This window comes from Promicromonospora iranensis (assembly GCF_028994805.1).
GTDB classification, from domain to species: Bacteria; Actinomycetota; Actinomycetes; order Actinomycetales; family Cellulomonadaceae; genus Promicromonospora; species Promicromonospora iranensis.
In genome coordinates, this window is record NZ_JAJQQP010000013.1 from 40,259 (window position 1) to 54,367 (window position 14,109).

15 protein-coding genes are annotated in these 14,109 nt (G+C 72.5%); 13 read left to right on the forward strand and 2 right to left on the reverse strand.

The features are described 5' to 3' along the window. Nucleotides 1-119 precede the first annotated feature (119 nt). Nucleotides 120-1,307: an iron-containing redox enzyme family protein gene (locus LUM46_RS20795; protein WP_274996607.1), complete on the reverse strand. Its 1,188-nt coding sequence runs from the start codon at nucleotides 1,305-1,307 to the stop codon at nucleotides 120-122. A gap of 302 nt (nucleotides 1,308-1,609) precedes the next feature. Between LUM46_RS20795 and LUM46_RS20800 the strand changes: the two genes are divergently transcribed. The 5 genes from LUM46_RS20800 to LUM46_RS20820 all read left to right on the forward strand — a co-directional run bounded on the left by LUM46_RS20800 (nucleotide 1,610) and on the right by LUM46_RS20820 (nucleotide 5,152). Further along, complete coding sequence (locus LUM46_RS20800) at nucleotides 1,610-2,473, forward strand: hypothetical protein (protein WP_274996609.1); 864 nt, start codon at nucleotides 1,610-1,612, stop codon at nucleotides 2,471-2,473. Further along, nucleotides 2,457-2,918 (forward strand): phage holin family protein, encoded by a 462-nt coding sequence (locus LUM46_RS20805; RefSeq protein WP_274996610.1) that lies wholly within the window; start codon nucleotides 2,457-2,459, stop codon nucleotides 2,916-2,918. The genes LUM46_RS20800 and LUM46_RS20805 overlap by 17 nt, the downstream gene beginning before the upstream one ends. After that, nucleotides 2,915-3,541, forward strand: a complete 627-nt coding sequence (locus LUM46_RS20810) for a DUF3618 domain-containing protein (protein WP_274996611.1) — start codon at nucleotides 2,915-2,917, stop codon at nucleotides 3,539-3,541. The genes LUM46_RS20805 and LUM46_RS20810 overlap by 4 nt, the downstream gene beginning before the upstream one ends. 115 nt (nucleotides 3,542-3,656) lie before the next feature. Continuing rightward, a complete protein-coding gene (locus tag LUM46_RS20815; RefSeq protein WP_274996612.1) occupies nucleotides 3,657-4,823 on the forward strand; it encodes a YihY/virulence factor BrkB family protein in 1,167 nt (388 codons plus the stop codon). Between the two features lie 101 nt (nucleotides 4,824-4,924). Continuing rightward, nucleotides 4,925-5,152 carry a CDGSH iron-sulfur domain-containing protein gene (locus tag LUM46_RS20820; RefSeq protein WP_274996613.1) on the forward strand — a complete coding sequence of 76 codons (228 nt, stop codon included), beginning with the start codon at nucleotides 4,925-4,927 and terminating at the stop codon, nucleotides 5,150-5,152. Here the strand turns inward: LUM46_RS20820 and LUM46_RS20825 are convergent. Then, nucleotides 5,134-6,735, reverse strand: a complete 1,602-nt coding sequence (locus LUM46_RS20825; RefSeq protein ID WP_274996614.1) for an NAD-dependent epimerase/dehydratase family protein — start codon at nucleotides 6,733-6,735, stop codon at nucleotides 5,134-5,136. The genes LUM46_RS20820 and LUM46_RS20825 overlap by 19 nt on opposite strands. Nucleotides 6,736-6,868: 133 nt before the next feature. Between LUM46_RS20825 and LUM46_RS20830 the strand changes: the two genes are divergently transcribed. From LUM46_RS20830 to LUM46_RS20865, 8 genes are all read left to right on the forward strand, one after another. Then, nucleotides 6,869-7,630, forward strand: a complete 762-nt coding sequence (locus LUM46_RS20830) for an alpha/beta fold hydrolase (protein ID WP_274996615.1) — start codon at nucleotides 6,869-6,871, stop codon at nucleotides 7,628-7,630. Then, nucleotides 7,627-8,370 (forward strand): esterase/lipase family protein, encoded by a 744-nt coding sequence (locus LUM46_RS20835; RefSeq protein ID WP_274996616.1) that lies wholly within the window; start codon nucleotides 7,627-7,629, stop codon nucleotides 8,368-8,370. Before LUM46_RS20830 ends, LUM46_RS20835 begins: the two co-directional genes overlap by 4 nt. 139 nt (nucleotides 8,371-8,509) lie before the next feature. Beyond that, nucleotides 8,510-9,430 carry a DNA-3-methyladenine glycosylase family protein gene (locus LUM46_RS20840; RefSeq protein ID WP_274996617.1) on the forward strand — a complete coding sequence of 307 codons (921 nt, stop codon included), beginning with the start codon at nucleotides 8,510-8,512 and terminating at the stop codon, nucleotides 9,428-9,430. A gap of 315 nt (nucleotides 9,431-9,745) precedes the next feature. Continuing rightward, on the forward strand, nucleotides 9,746-11,320 hold the full coding sequence (locus LUM46_RS20845; RefSeq protein ID WP_274996618.1) for an HNH endonuclease signature motif containing protein: 1,575 nt from the start codon (nucleotides 9,746-9,748) through the stop codon (nucleotides 11,318-11,320). Between the two features lie 26 nt (nucleotides 11,321-11,346). Beyond that, a complete protein-coding gene (locus LUM46_RS20850; RefSeq protein WP_274996619.1) occupies nucleotides 11,347-13,029 on the forward strand; it encodes a recombinase family protein in 1,683 nt (560 codons plus the stop codon). A gap of 244 nt (nucleotides 13,030-13,273) precedes the next feature. Next, nucleotides 13,274-13,477: a helix-turn-helix domain-containing protein gene (locus LUM46_RS20855; protein WP_274996620.1), complete on the forward strand. Its 204-nt coding sequence runs from the start codon at nucleotides 13,274-13,276 to the stop codon at nucleotides 13,475-13,477. Beyond that, nucleotides 13,474-13,674 (forward strand): hypothetical protein, encoded by a 201-nt coding sequence (locus tag LUM46_RS20860; RefSeq protein ID WP_274996621.1) that lies wholly within the window; start codon nucleotides 13,474-13,476, stop codon nucleotides 13,672-13,674. Before LUM46_RS20855 ends, LUM46_RS20860 begins: the two co-directional genes overlap by 4 nt. Nucleotides 13,675-13,731: 57 nt before the next feature. Next, a complete protein-coding gene (locus LUM46_RS20865; protein WP_274996622.1) occupies nucleotides 13,732-14,067 on the forward strand; it encodes a hypothetical protein in 336 nt (111 codons plus the stop codon). Nucleotides 14,068-14,109: the final 42 nt, after the last annotated feature.

A 14,109-nucleotide genomic window follows, 5' to 3' on the forward strand; every position in this document is an offset into this window, starting at 1 on the left:
TGAACCTCCCAGATCCGATTCGGACCGGGAGCCGCTTCATGACTCCGAGTCTCTGACTATAGATCAGCAGGGACGATTCGGACAGTCGAGAGGTGAGATCGACGTCATTCGGGCTCGCGTCATGCCTGCTCAGGGGCCCTGTCGAGCGGTTCGAGCAGTGCGGTGGAGCCCTGCTCCCAGCGGCTGAGCGCGTACGCGCCGAGGTCGCCCTCGATGGCCAGGCACGCGGCGGCCCCGAGGAGGACGTCGTCGCGGAGCCCTGGCTCCTGCTCGACGAGCCGGCCCGCGAGGTCGCGCGCGGCGATCTGCTCGTGGACCGAGTCGGCCTCCACGTGCTCGTCGAAGTACCGCGTGGTGTCGGCGTCGTGCCCGAGACGCCGGAACCCGTTGCCGTACAGGCGGCTGGGGACCGACGACGTGATCTCGTACGCGGCCAGGTGCCCGACGATCGCACCCCGGAGCCGGCGGTGCACCGCGAACAGCGACATGGTGTTCAGCGAGGCGAGCACCGGCGTCGGCGCGGCGTCGAGGTACCTGCCGTAGGTGTCGTCGAGGCCGGCGCGGCGCATGGTGGTCGCGAAGAGCTCGGAGTGCAGGGAGCCGGACTGGCCGCCGCCGTACTCGTCGGCCTGGATCTCCACCAGCGCGGCCTTGGGTGCGCCGTACAGCCGCGGGATCGCCCAGGTGTGGGGGTCGGCCTCCATCAGCTGGTAGATCGAGCGCAGGGCCAGGAACTCACGGGCCTGCTCGGCGTCGGCGTGCTTGGCGACGTACCGCGCCATGCTGGGGCTGTCGTCGGCCTCGGCCAGCTCGAACAGCCGCCGGGCGATGCCGGCGGCGTCCGTCGCGTCGCACTCGGTCCGCCCGGCCCGCGCCCGGACGGCAGCCTCGAACGGGCCCTCGAGCGACCGGCGCACGGCCAGGAGCGACGGCTCCCACTCCCATGCGTCGTCGACTCGGTCCACGCCGCGGTGGTGCAGCTCGTACAGGACGGTGAGAGCGAGCTGCAGGTCCCCGTCGTGCAGGATGCCGCCGTCCACGACGCCGTCGCCCAGGGTGTCGGAGTGCAGGGTGTCGGGCAGCAGGGTGTCGGGGTGCAGGGTGTCGGCGACCGCCGCCCGCAGGGGCGCGAGCCGGGCGCGCGTCTCGTCGCAGTCGTCGGAGGGGGGCCCGGCCGTGAGCGCGGCGAGGAGCGCGGAGCTCACCGCGCCCCGCGGACGGGGGAGCGGAAGCCGGACGGCGGTGCGCGCGGCACGCCGGCCGGCGTCGTTCGTGGACGTGTGGTCCCGCACTGGGGTCGTGGTCATGTGGAGGCTCCTGATCGTGCACCGGCCGCGCCTCTCCTCGACGCCGCGCCTATCGTGCGCCGGAAGCGGCCGACTCGCGAGGCGTGCAGCGCCGGGACCCGCGTCGGACAGGTGCCGGACGGGTGCCGGACGAGCGCCGGGATGCATGGCGGTTTGTGCGTCGGGTTGCGAGTGCCACCTGCCGTCTTACGTTGGGGCCGAGGTCAGGAAGAGGCCGCACCGGTGGAGCACGAGCCACCGAGGCTCGTGCTCGCCCCGCCCGGAAGGAATCCGGGCGGGGAGGACGACGACAGGAGTCCGACATGAGTGGAACGGACATTCCGTACGGCACGGGGGCCGGTTCGCGATCCTGGTCACCCGGCCGCGAAGAGAGCAACGCCGGCACGGAGTCGACCGGCGTCAAGGAACGTGCCAGCGCGGCAGCGTCACAGGCCGGCGAGGCAGGCCGCGAGACGATGCACGAGGCGAAGGAGCGTGCGCGCGACGTCGCCCACGAGGCGACCGACCGCACGCGCGGGCTGGTTGACCGTACGCGGACCGAGCTGAGCTCCCAGGTGGCTTCGCAGCAGGAGCACCTCGCGGGTGGGCTGCGCGCCCTCGGCGACGAGCTGGGCCAGATGTCCAGCGGCAGCGACGACCCGGGCTACGCGACCGACCTGGTGCAGCGCGCCGGGGCGGCCACCGGTCAGGTCGCGCAGTGGTTCGAGGAGCGGGAGCCGAGCGACGTCCTGCACGAGGTCGAGGACTTCGCCAGGCGCCGGCCGGGCATGTTCATCCTGATGGCGGCGGGCGCCGGCCTGCTCGTCGGGCGGCTCCTGCGCGGTGCGAAGGACGCCCCCGGTGGCGGGGACGGCAGTGGAGGCGGCGGTCGTGGTGCCGGTGAGGCCCGGCGTGACGTCGACCGGTCCCGACCCACGGCTGGTGCTCCGACGAACGCAGGCGGCCTGAGCGGCACGGGCGCAGGCCCGGTCGGATCGGGCGCGCAGGGCGGTGAGCCGGACATCGGGCGGAGCGGTGCGTTCCCGGCCCTCGCGAACAGCAACCTGCCGCAGGACCCGCAGGTGCCGTCGTCCGCGGGCGAGACGCCGCCGGCGTTCCCGCCCCCGACGGCCGACGGCGTCCGACCGCAGACCACCGGAGGTGAGCGAGATGTCGAGCACCCGTGACCCGTTCGCTGCTTCCAGCGCAGCACCGTCCAGCGCAGCACCGGGGGCCGCTCCCGGCCGTGACGACAGAAGCGTGGGAGAGCTCGTCGGTGAGGTCAGCCGCGACCTCTCGGCGCTGATCCGCCAGGAGGTCGAGCTCGCGAAGGCCGAGGCCGCGCAGTCCGCCAAGCGTGCGGGGAAGGGCGCCGGGATGTTCGGCGGCGCCGGCGTGGCGGGCCACATGGTCCTGCTGTTCCTGTCGCTCGCCCTGTGGTGGGCGCTGGGCTCGGTCATGGGCGGTGGCTGGTCGGCGCTGGTCGTGGCCGGCGTCTGGGCCGTGATCGCCGCGGTGCTCGCGATGCGCGGGCGCAGCGAGCTCAAGTCGGTCGAGGGGCTGCCGCAGACCGCTGACTCGGTCAAGAAGATCCCCGACGCACTGCGAGGACACGAGGAGAGGAACTCATGAGCACCAGCGATCCCAACGAGATCCGGGAGAACATCGAGCGCACGCGCGAGGAGCTGAGCCATGACGTCGACACGCTCGGCGACCGAGTGACTCCCAGCCACATCGCGGAGCGGCAGAAGGAGAAGGTGAAGTCCCGCGTGACCGACGTCAAGGAGCGGGTGATGGGCAAGGCGCACCACACCATGGACTCCGCGGGCGACACGAGCCACGACATGGCGGACAAGGGACGCGAGAAGGCGGCATCGGTCGCCGACTCCGCCCGGCACAGCGCCTCGTCCGCGGCGGACTCCGTTCGCTCGGCCCCGCGCGCGGTGCGGGAGCGGACGGAGGGCAACCCGCTGGCCGTCGGCCTGGTCGCCTTCGGGGTCGGGTTCGCGCTCGCGTCCCTCATCCCCTCCACCCGTACCGAGCAGCGCGCGGCGACGGCGGCGAAGGAGAAGGCCGGACCGCTCGTCGACGACATCAAGTCGACGGCGAGCGACGTCGCGCACGACCTCGAGGAGCCGGCGAAGGAGAGCGTGGAGGGCGTCCGGGACGCCGCGAAGGACGCGGCGCAGTCGGTCGGCCAGCACGGTCGGGAGGCCGCTGACGACGTCCGCTCACGAGCGGCCGGCAACGGCTGACCTGCCGTTGGCCGGTGCCGGCCGGCAACTGCCGGCCGGCACCGGCCGACTGCCTGTCCGGTCGACCCTGCGCCGGTTCTGCCGGCCTGCGCCGACCTCGTCCTGGGGAGATGACATGAGCGACATCAACGACGACCGGTCCGGCGCGGCGGACCGCACCGATGTGCCGGCGCCCGACGACCGGCGCAAGCCGGACACACCGCCGGCGCTGCACGGCAGGACGTGGACATACGTGCTGCGCAACAGCGTCCGCCAGTTCTCGCGCGACCAGTGCACCGACCTGGCCGCGGGGTTGACGTACTTCGCCGTGCTCGCCGCGGCACCCGCACTGCTGGCGCTGGTCTCGGTGCTCGGGCTCGTGAGCAACGGGGGACAGGCGGTCGAGCGCGTCATCGGCACGATGGACGGCGTCCTGCCGCCGGACGTGCTGGCGGTGGTGCAGCCGCTCGTGGAGAACGCCGCCGGGGGCGGCGGCCGGGCCGGGTTCGCTCTGATCCTCGGTGTCGCACTGGCCCTGTGGTCGGCGTCCGGGTACGTCGGCGCCTTCGGGCGAGCGATGAACCGGGTCTACGAGATCGACGAGGGGCGACCCGTGTGGAAGCTCCGCCCGGTGATGCTGCTGGTCACCCTGGTGGCCGTCGTCATCGCCGCGCTGATCGTGGCGGCGCTCGCGCTCAGCGGGCCGGTCGCGCAGGCGGTCGGCGACGCCGTCGGCCTGGGCTCGACGGCGGTGACGGTCTGGAGCATCGCCAAGTGGCCGGTGGTACTGCTGCTGGTCGTGGTGCTCGTGGCGATCCTCTACCACGTCACCCCGAACGTGCGACAGCCCAAGATGCGCTGGCTCAGCGTGGGCGCGTTCGTCGCGATCCTGGTGTGGATCCTTGCGTCCGCCGCGTTCGGTCTGTACGTCGCGACGTTCTCGAACTACGACGCCACATACGGCTCGCTGGCCGGCATCATCGTGTTCCTCCTCTGGCTCTGGATCACGAATCTCGCCCTGCTCTTCGGCGCCGAGCTGGACGCCGAGCTCGAGCGCGGCCGGGAGCTCCAGGGCGGTATCGCCGCCGAGGAGACGGTGCAGCTGCCGCCCAAGGACGCCCGTGCGAGCGAGAAGCGGGAGGCAAAGCGTCTCAAGGAGGTCGAGCGTGGCCGGGAGCTGCGTCTCGCGGCCCAGCGGTCGGCCGATGACGAGCGGGGTGACGGCGACCGCACGGAGGCCGGGGACCGCGCGGGCAGCCGGGCCGACCATCGCGCAGACCGCCAGGCCGACCACCGAGCCTGAGCGGCGCCCGGCCCGGGGCCCGGGCACAGAGCGCAGGCCCCGGGGCCGGAACCCGACCCAACCCGACCAACCCGACCTGACCCAACCTGGAGGGAGCCGGCATGACGACGTCGGACGAGACACGGACGGCACACCCCGCGGACGTCACCGTCACCGCGTGCCCCGACGGGCCGCTGCTGGTCCGCGGCCCGGCGACGATCCTGGGGCCGGACGGCGAGCCCGTCCCGCGCCGTCGGGCCACCGTGGCGCTGTGCCGCTGCGGAGGTACCGCGATCGCGCCCTGGTGCGACGGGACGCACAAGGTGAACGGCTACCGCTCCGAGGGCTGAGCGAGCGGCCGGCCGCGGAACGCCCGCTGCCGCAGGTACGCGTGGAACCGGTCGAACAGCTCGAGCTGCCGGTGGTCGAGGTCGATGAGCCCGTCGAGCTGATCGGGGTCCAGCCCGATATCGTCGGCGTGCTCGCGCAGGGTCTGCCACCCGCCGATCCTGGCCAGGATCGCGGACCGTATGAGCTCCACCTCCAGGACCGGCGACATCGGCGACCGGCGGACGACCCGGCCGTTCAGCTTCAGGCGGCCCGACTTCTCGGCGAACCACGCGGCCACCTGGCGGTGCCGACGGAACGGCACGCCGAGGCCGTCCATCAGGTCGCGGTACAGCTCGCGCTGGCCGCGCAGCTGCTCGGTCACCTCCGCCAGCTCGGCGTGGAACGGGGTGTCGCGGTAGCTGCGGGTCATGAGCTCCATGCGCTCCAGGGCCGCCGTCGCGCCGGTGAGGTGGTCGGAGAGGTACAGGGCGAAGAGCTCCCGGTCCATCGAGTCCGGGATCCGCAGGTCGCCGCGGTGCCGCAGCGGCATGACGGACCCGCCGGCCGGTCGGGGGCTCGCCGGGCGCAGCGGAGCAGACCGCGTGCCCTGACCGACCGCCATCCCGGCGAGCAGCTCCTCGACCGCCTGCGCGGCGGTCCGGCGCGGCGCCCACCCCAGCTCCGTCCTGATCCGGGTCGTGTCGAGCACCGGGACGCTCATCGCCATGTCGAGCCAGCCCGGGTCCGCCCGCACCAGGCGGCCGTCGTACGCGGCCACCAGCGCCGCGCGGACGGCGGCGGGCGGCACCTCGACCAGCCGCCCGTGGCCGACGATGCGCGCCAGGTCGGCCCCGCGGAGCAGGTCGTCCGCGGCCACGTTGAACGCGCCGCTGGCCCGCTCGACGACCACGCGCCGGTAGGCGTCCGCCACGTCGTCGGCGTGGGTGGCCTGCAGCCGCAGGCCCGTGGGCAGCGGCAGCGCCGGCAGCCGGCCCTGACGCAGGATCTGCACCGGCACGAGCGGCCCCAGGAAGTACCGCACCACCGACTGCGCGGCGTCCGCCTGGAAGATCAGCGACGGGCGCAGGCGGGCCACCGCCAGCTCGGGGTGCGCGGCCTCCAGCTCGTCGAGCACCCGCTCCTGCGCGGCCTTGTCCACGCTGTAGTGCGACGTCCCGATCCCCTGGGTGGGCCAGTCCTCGCGCCTCGGCTCGTCGTCGTCGACGGGGGAGTACGCCCCGACCGAGGAGGCGGCGACCAGGTGCGGCACACCGGCGCGGACCACCGCCTCGCCCACCCGGCGGGTGCCCTCCACGTGGGTGCGGCGCAGCAGGTCGCGCTCGCGGTTCGGCTGGACCAGCCACGCGAGGTGGACGACGGCGTCCGCGCCCGCGAACAGCTCGGCGAGCCGCGCGACCACCGTCTCGGTGTCCTCGGCCGCTACGTCGACCGGTGCCCACTCGGCATGCCGGTACGGGTCGGCGCTCCGGTCGGGCAGCCGTCGGGCGATGCCCAGCACCGACGTGACCTGCGGCTCCTGGTGCAGGGCCCGCAGGAGGGCGGTCCCGGCGTTCCCTGTGGCTCCCACGACGGCTACGCGCATGGAGACACCGTCGCACCGGGCCGGGTCGCTCGCATCCGGCGCCGCACCGCGGGCGGGACCGTGCGGGCAAGCCCGTGCGGGCGGCGCCGCGTGCCCCCATGCTGGCGGTATGCCCGGCGCTAGTGTCCACCGTATGAACCGGTCGAGCGACGGCGATCTCACGATCGTCGGGTACGTCCGCGCGCCACGGGAGGCCGACCGGGCGGTGGTGCTCGTGCACGGCGTGGGCTCGTCGTCGCGGGCCTACCAGCGGCTCGCCGACCACCTCGTGGCGCACGGCGTGGTCCACGCCGTCGACCTGCCGGGTTTCGGTTCGTCACCGCACCTGAGCCGCGACGTCACGATCCCGGAGCACGCAGGCGCCGTCGCCCGGTACGTGCGGGAGCACGTGCTCGACGCCGGGCTGCCGGCACCCGTCGTCGTCGGGCACTCCATGGGTGCGCAGGTCGTGGGCCAGCTGCTCGCGGACCACCCCGACGTGGCGTCCGCCGGCGTCCTGATCGGCCCGACGGCGGTACCCGGCGCGCGAACCATCCCGCGCCAGGCGGCACGCCTGGCCGTCGACGCCGTCGGGGAGTCGCCGCGGACCATCGGGGTGCTGCTCGTCGACGCCCTCGTGCGCTGCAGCATCCCTTACTACCTCTGGCAGCTGCGCCACGTCGTCGACTTCCGGCTGGAGGACGTGCTGCCCCGGTCCACCGTCCCGGTGGTGATGGTCCGCGGCGTGCGCGACGCGGTGGCGTCCCAGCGCTGGACCAAGGAGCTCGCGGCGGCGGCGCCGTTCGGCCAGCAACGCACGGTCCAGGGCCGGCACCACGCCATGGACGCCGATCCCGACGGCGTGGCGGAGATCGTGCTCCAGACCTGGCGGTCGGCGGGACGGGGCATCGCGTGACCGAACGACGTCGCTCGCCCGGCGGCGCGCTCGCGCGCCTTGGCGTCCGGGCCGCCGACTACGCATGGGCCGCCGACCGGCAGCTGCGTCACCTCGTCCGGCGCCCGGCACTGCCCGCAGCGCCCGCAGCGGAGAGGGGCGCGACGGGGGACCGCTCAGGCGGGCGGGCGCCCGTCGTGCTTTTGCCCGGCATCTACGAGACGTGGGAGTTCCTGGGTCCCGTGGCGACGGCGCTCGCCCGCGCGGGGCACCCCGTCCACGCCGTGCCCGGCCTCGGCTACAACGCACGGCCCGTTCCGGAAGCGGCAGACAGGGTGGTCGAGCACCTCGAACGGACCGGGCTGTGCGACGCCGTCCTCGTCGCGCACAGCAAGGGCGGGCTCATCGGCAAGCGGGTGCTGCTCTCGGCGGCGAGCGACCAGGTGCTCGGCATGGTCGCCATCGCCACGCCGTTCACCGGCTCCCGCTGGGCGCGGTACATGGTCTCGAGGGCGCTGCGGTCGTTCGACCCGCGTGACCCGGTGCTGCTGGCGCTCGCGGGCGAGCTGCTCGTCAACGAGCGCATCACCGCCGTGTACCCGCACTTCGACCCGCACATCCCCGAGACCGGCCACCTGGCGGGCGCACGGAACGTCGAGCTCCCGCTGTCGGGACACTTCCGGCCGCTCGGTCACCCCTTGCTCGTCGACACCGTCGTGCGCGAGGTGGCGCGGGTGGAGGCCGAGCACCCGGTCACGTGACCTCGGCCGGTGGTCCTGGTCCGCGCTCTCGGCCCGAGAGTCTGGCCCGGAACTCTGCCCGACACTCTGCCCCGAGAATCTGGCCGAGAATCTGGCCCCGGATTCCGGCGCGCGAGCTCCCGCATGGTCCACTGGGACGGTGCTCACCGTCCGCCACAGCTCGCCTCGCCGGCTCGACGTCGCCCTGACGCTCGGGCCGCTGGGGCACGGGCCCGCGGACCCGACGTTCCGCCGGACGCCGGACGGGACGGTCTGGCGGACGTCCCTCCTGCCCACCGGCCCGGTGACGCAGCGCTTCGTGCCGGCCGGTCCGCACGAGGTGGTGGTGCACCTGTGGGGCGACGGTGCCAGGGAGGCCGCCGAGACGCTGCCGACGCTGCTCGGCGAGGACGACGACGTCACGGACTTCGCGCCGCCACCCCAGGTGCGCGACGCGCACCGCCGTGCCGCCGTCGGCATGCGGATGGCGCGCAGCGGCCGGGTGCTGGAGGCCCTCGTGCCCGCGGTGCTGGAGCAGCGGGTGCAGACCGTGACGGCGCACCGGGCGTGGCAGTGGCTCGTCCGGCGGTACGGCACACCGGCACCGGGTCCGACGCCGGACGGCGTGCGCGGCGGGCTGCGGGTCGTCCCGGACGCGCGCACGTGGACCCGAGTTCCGGTGTGGGACTGGCACCGCGCCGGCGTCGACCCCGGACGTGCCCGCACCGTGGCGCGCTGCGCCCTGGTGGCGCCGCGCCTCGAGGAGGCCTGCGCGATGGCGCCCGCCGAGGCCCGTGCGCGACTGCAGAAGGTGCAGGGCGTCGGGGTGTGGACGTCGGCGGAGGTGGCGCAGCGTGCCTTCGGTGACCCGGACGCCGTCTCGGTGGGCGACTTCCACCTGCCCGCCGCTGTCGGCTGGGCGCTGTCCGGCGAGCGCACGGACGACGCCGGCATGCTCCGGCTGCTGGCGCCCTATGCCCCGCACCGGCACCGGGTGGTCCGGCTGCTCATGATCGACGGGCGGCACAAGGCGCCGCGTCGCGGGCCCAAGCTGCCGATCGCGGACTACCGCGCGTTCTGAGCGGGAGCCTCTGCGGGCTCGTGCGGATCGCTGTGGGCTGTTGTGGCCTGGCGCGGGTTGCTGTGGCCTGGCGCGGGCCGCTGTGGGGCCGCAGGGATGTGGGCCGTGCGGCCTGTCGGGAATGCCTGCCCGTGGATCAGCCGAGCTGCATGCGTGCCTGCGTAGAGGCGAACTGCGGTGCTCGCGCGTTCTTACGCAGAGGGCAGAAGAATGCGCGCATGTCACTGGCTCGACCTAGGATCGAACAAACGTCCGAGTCGATGGCAGGCGCCAACTACTCTTCTTGAGTCATGAACTACGTGGAGGTGAGCTGGTATGCACGAGGGACCGTTCGAAGACCGCGTGTCCGGTGCACTCCTGGATGAGGGTGCGCCCGTCAACACGCCGCCGGACATGCCGCCGGATTGGCTGCCGGACATGCCGCCGGACATGCCACCGGGTTGGCCGCCTGATGCCGTGCCGGTGGTGTTGTGGCCGGAGGACTTTCTGCGTCTGGCGTTGTCCGGTGCGCCCGGGGTGCGGTTGGCGCGGGTGGTCGCGGAGGCGATCGATCTGGACGGGAACCTGGACGGTGGCCTGGATGGTGGTGTGCTCGTCGCTGAGGACTCGGGTGTAGCTCCGGCTCCGGCTCCGGCTCCGGGTGCTGGTGCTGGTTCGGGTGCGTTGGCGCAGCTGTCGGATGATGCGCTGGGTGATCTGGTGGCGGCGTGCGGGCGGTTGCAGTCGTGGGCTGCGGGTATGCAGGCCCGGGTGGTGGCTGAACGTGCCGGGAGGGAGACGCACCCGTTGGCGCACAACAGTCTGGTCGGGCAGGTCACCAGCGAGCTGGTGGTCACCGAACGAGAAGCCACCGAGGTGGTCACCCGTGCCGAGTCCGGGATTCAGCACCCGTCGGTGATCGCGGCGTTGGTCGCAGGGCGGATCGATACCCGTAAGGCCCACACCCTGCTGCGCTCCGCGACCCAGCTGACGGTCGCGCAGCGGGCGGAGGCGATCGACCGGTTCCTGCCGCAGGCGCCGCGGCGGACATGGAAGTGGTTGCAGGCCCGGATGCTCGCGTTCGCGAAGAACCTGCACGGTGCCGCGGCCACCGCCCGGGCCGAGGCGCAGCGCCGGAGCGTGCAGGTGGACCGGGCGGAGAACGACATGGGCTGGCTGTCCGCGTACCTGCCCGCGACGGATGCCGCAGCGGTGTGGGGCGTGGTCGACGACCTGGCCCACCAGCTGCGTCATGCCGCTGGTGAGGAGCGGACCCTGAGCCAGCTGCGTGCGGACTGTCTGACCGGGATCGTCACCGGCCGCCTCCTACCCGCCGACCGGTTCACCGACGCCGGCACGGACCCCGACGCAGCCTCTGGCACTGGCACCGAGGCCGACACCGAGGCCGTTAGGGGCGAGCAGGCGCCGGTGTGTACGTGTGGGGGTCGGGCGCCCGTGCAGCAGATCGTGCAGGAGGTCGTGCGACCGGTGCGGGTCGTCCCGGCCCGGCCCGTGGTCCGGGTCACCGTCCCGGCCAGCGCCCTGCTCGGCCTGGACGACGCTCCCGGGCACCTGGACGGTTACGGACCGGTCCCCGCCGAGACCGCCCGGATCATCGCGGCCGACGCGACCTGGCGACGCCTGCTGACCGACCCCACGACCGGGATCCTGACCGACTACTCCACGACCACCTACCAACCCGGCAAGATCCTGCGCACCGCGGTCCAGACCCGCGACGAGACCTGCACCTTCCCGGGCTGCGAGACTCCAGCGGTCCGCTGCGACCTCGACCACATCAAACCCTTCGACCACCACCATCGGAGCGCGGCCGGCAGCGGGACGCACGACCGCCTACCCGGGCAGACCCGCGCCCAGAACCTGCACGCCCTGTGCCGCAAGCATGAGCGATAACTGTAGAGGGGGAATAGGATGGGGGCATGACCCCGCACCGCGACAACCTCGACCCGGCAGCTCCACGGCGCCTCCGGGCGGTGGTCTACACACGCATCTCCGACGACCCAGAGGGGCGCGAGGTCGGCGTAGACCGACAGCTCATCGACGGCCGCGCGCTGTGCGCTCGTCGCGGTATGGACGTCGTCGGCGAGTTCTGCGACAACGACATCTCGGCCTCAGAATTCAGCGATGAACCCCGTCCGGACTACGACGCGGCGCTTGCCATGATTCGTGAGGACAAGGCCGATGTTCTCGTGGCCTACTCCAGCCAGCGCATCACGCGCCGCCCGGATCAGTGGGAAGAACTGATTAAGCTGCATCGCGCGACGGGCATGACTATTGCCACGGTCGTCACGGGCGACATCGATCTGTCTACCGCTGCCGGACGGCGCATTACGCGCATCAACTACGCGATTGGCGCTGGTGAGCCCGACGAGATTCGCGAGCGCATCCTCCGTGCCAACAAGCATCTGGTCGAGGTGCTGGGTGAGCCATCCAACGGCGTGAAATACGGGTGGCGTCGCGGAATGGCCCGTCAGGTGGAGGTGAACCCGGAAGAGGCGAACGTCGTGCAGGAGATTGCCCGCCGTGTCGCTTCTGGCGAGTCGATGAACTCCGTCAAGAAGGACCTGAATGCTCGGTGCGTGCCGACACCCCACATGGCCGAAATTGCCCGCAAGGCGCGGGCCGGCGAACTGACGCGCGGGAAGAAGCCGACTCGACGCGGTATTCCTCACCCCGTGGTCGAGGAAATCGGGAGCCGGGTTGTCGCAGGCGAGGGTCTGACGAGCATCGTGGCGGATATGTACCGGCGCGGAGAGAAGATTCCCGAGTGGTCCCACGCGTCGCTCCGGTCCCTGGTCTTGCGGCCTCTGAACGCCGGGCGAATCGCGTACGGGGGGCGGCTGGTGCCTTCGACGTTCCCGCGCATCCTCGATGAGGAGACGTACCAAGCGGTGGTGACGATCCTCGGTGACGAGTCGCGGGCGCCTCGGCGGCCGGAGGGGATGCGGCACCGCGAGATCAAGCACTTTCTGTCCGGTGTCACGTTCTGCGGGAAGCCCGCCCAGGAGGGGGTCAGGGTGCTGGAGGACGGCACGCGAGTATGCGGCGCGCGGATGAGGGTGCGCACCGACTCGCCGACTCGGCGCGCCAAGACGCCCGAGCGCCAGCTCGTGAAGCAGACGACCTATCAGTCATATTCGTGCCCACGCTGCAACGGCACCTCGTGCCGCACCTTCCAGGCCGAGGCGGCGGTGGAGCGGGCGGTGTTGACGTTGCTGACGCGTCCCGACGCCCCCGCAATGCTGTCGGGCGACCCGGCCGAGGTGGCCGCCCAGCAGGCCCGGATCGAGGGGTTGGCCGAGCGGCGCCGCCGGACGGCGCGTGCGTACGCGGACGGGGCCTACGAGGACGAGGAGTATGCCGACCTGCTGGCGGGCATCGACGCCGAGATTGCCGACGCCCGCGAGCGGAAGCGGCAGGCCGGGCCACGTCACGAGCTGGCCCGGTGGCTCGACGGTGAGGCTGAAGCGACATGGGCGACCTCGGACCCGGGTGAGCGGCGCGACCTGGTGGCCGCGCTCATGACCGTGGTCATCCTGCCCGGCGGGCGCGGGCGGAAGGGGTTCGACCCGGACCAGCGGCTGTCTATCCAGTGGAAGTAGCCGCCTGACCCATGTGGCGCCCTCGTCGCCATTGCGACGGGGACGTCTCGCTATGTGGACATCACAGTGACCCCTGGGGCAGTACAGCGGTCCGAATTTCGAGCTCGGCGTTCCGGAATTCCGGTACGTGATCCGACGTAACCCCAGGTCATGCCGCATTTTTGGCCATGTGGCGCTGTGTGGCGGTCGGGGTCAGCCGGTGCTGGGGTGGTGAGCACAGGCCGATCCCGAGAAGGGACCCACGATGGTGACACGAACCAGCATCCCGCCCGATCTGATCCCCGCCGACGAAGCCGCCAAGGACCTGCGCGTGAACGTCAAGACGCTGCGGCGGTGGATCAACGAAGGCCGCGTGCCCGGCTACCGCCTCGGCACCCGAGACCTGCGCGTCAACCTCGCCGAGGTACGGGCCGCGCTCCTGCGACCGGTCGGCGACGGCGCAGCATGACCGACATTGACCAGAACGCCCGGCTCGACGCCTGGGCCGCCCGAGTAACCGAGGGCTTCACCTGGACCGACGAGAACCGCGCGGATGTGCTGCGTGTCTGGGGACCCGTGGCCCGCCGGGTGCATGACCAGATCGAGGTCGCCCGGGCCACGTTCGCCGTCCCTGCACGCGTCTCCCCGGTCGAGGACGCCGCCTGACGCCCAGCGCTCCACCACAAACAACCGGAGTCTCGCACCACCAATGGAGGAAACGTCATGCCCGGCAGCGCGATCCGCACCACGCCCGAGATCCAACAGGTCCTGGACCTGGCGGCAGAGGAATTCGAGAAGGCCAATCCGGACACACCTGACGAGTACTGCAACGCCGTTGCCCGCGCCCTCATGCAGGCGATGACCACCACGTATCGGGGCATCCATCTCTCGGTCAGCGAGGTCGCTGAAACGCTCGTGGTCGCCTCCGTGACGCACGGCGTGCGTGGCGTGGCGCACTTCCCCTACGACGCCGTGGTCGCGGAGAACGAGCGTCTGGAGCGCGAACTGGACGGGGACGGCGAGAGCAACGCCACTCCGGTTGCAGCGTCGCCTGCCTGAGCACGACCGAGGCCCGCGCAGCAGTGCGGGCCTCGGTCCCGA

Coding starts and splice junctions, on each gene's coding strand:
- LUM46_RS20795 (WP_274996607.1), bottom strand. CDS start 1,307: ATGACCACGACCCCAGTGCGGGACCACACGTCCACGAACGACGCCGGC.
- LUM46_RS20800 (WP_274996609.1), top strand. CDS start 1,610: ATGAGTGGAACGGACATTCCGTACGGCACGGGGGCCGGTTCGCGATCC.
- LUM46_RS20805 (WP_274996610.1), top strand. CDS start 2,457: ATGTCGAGCACCCGTGACCCGTTCGCTGCTTCCAGCGCAGCACCGTCC.
- LUM46_RS20810 (WP_274996611.1), top strand. CDS start 2,915: ATGAGCACCAGCGATCCCAACGAGATCCGGGAGAACATCGAGCGCACG.
- LUM46_RS20815 (WP_274996612.1), top strand. CDS start 3,657: ATGAGCGACATCAACGACGACCGGTCCGGCGCGGCGGACCGCACCGAT.
- LUM46_RS20820 (WP_274996613.1), top strand. CDS start 4,925: ATGACGACGTCGGACGAGACACGGACGGCACACCCCGCGGACGTCACC.
- LUM46_RS20825 (WP_274996614.1), bottom strand. CDS start 6,735: ATGCGCGTAGCCGTCGTGGGAGCCACAGGGAACGCCGGGACCGCCCTC.
- LUM46_RS20830 (WP_274996615.1), top strand. CDS start 6,869: ATGAACCGGTCGAGCGACGGCGATCTCACGATCGTCGGGTACGTCCGC.
- LUM46_RS20845 (WP_274996618.1), top strand. CDS start 9,746: ATGCACGAGGGACCGTTCGAAGACCGCGTGTCCGGTGCACTCCTGGAT.
- LUM46_RS20850 (WP_274996619.1), top strand. CDS start 11,347: ATGACCCCGCACCGCGACAACCTCGACCCGGCAGCTCCACGGCGCCTC.
- LUM46_RS20855 (WP_274996620.1), top strand. CDS start 13,274: ATGGTGACACGAACCAGCATCCCGCCCGATCTGATCCCCGCCGACGAA.
- LUM46_RS20860 (WP_274996621.1), top strand. CDS start 13,474: ATGACCGACATTGACCAGAACGCCCGGCTCGACGCCTGGGCCGCCCGA.
- LUM46_RS20865 (WP_274996622.1), top strand. CDS start 13,732: ATGCCCGGCAGCGCGATCCGCACCACGCCCGAGATCCAACAGGTCCTG.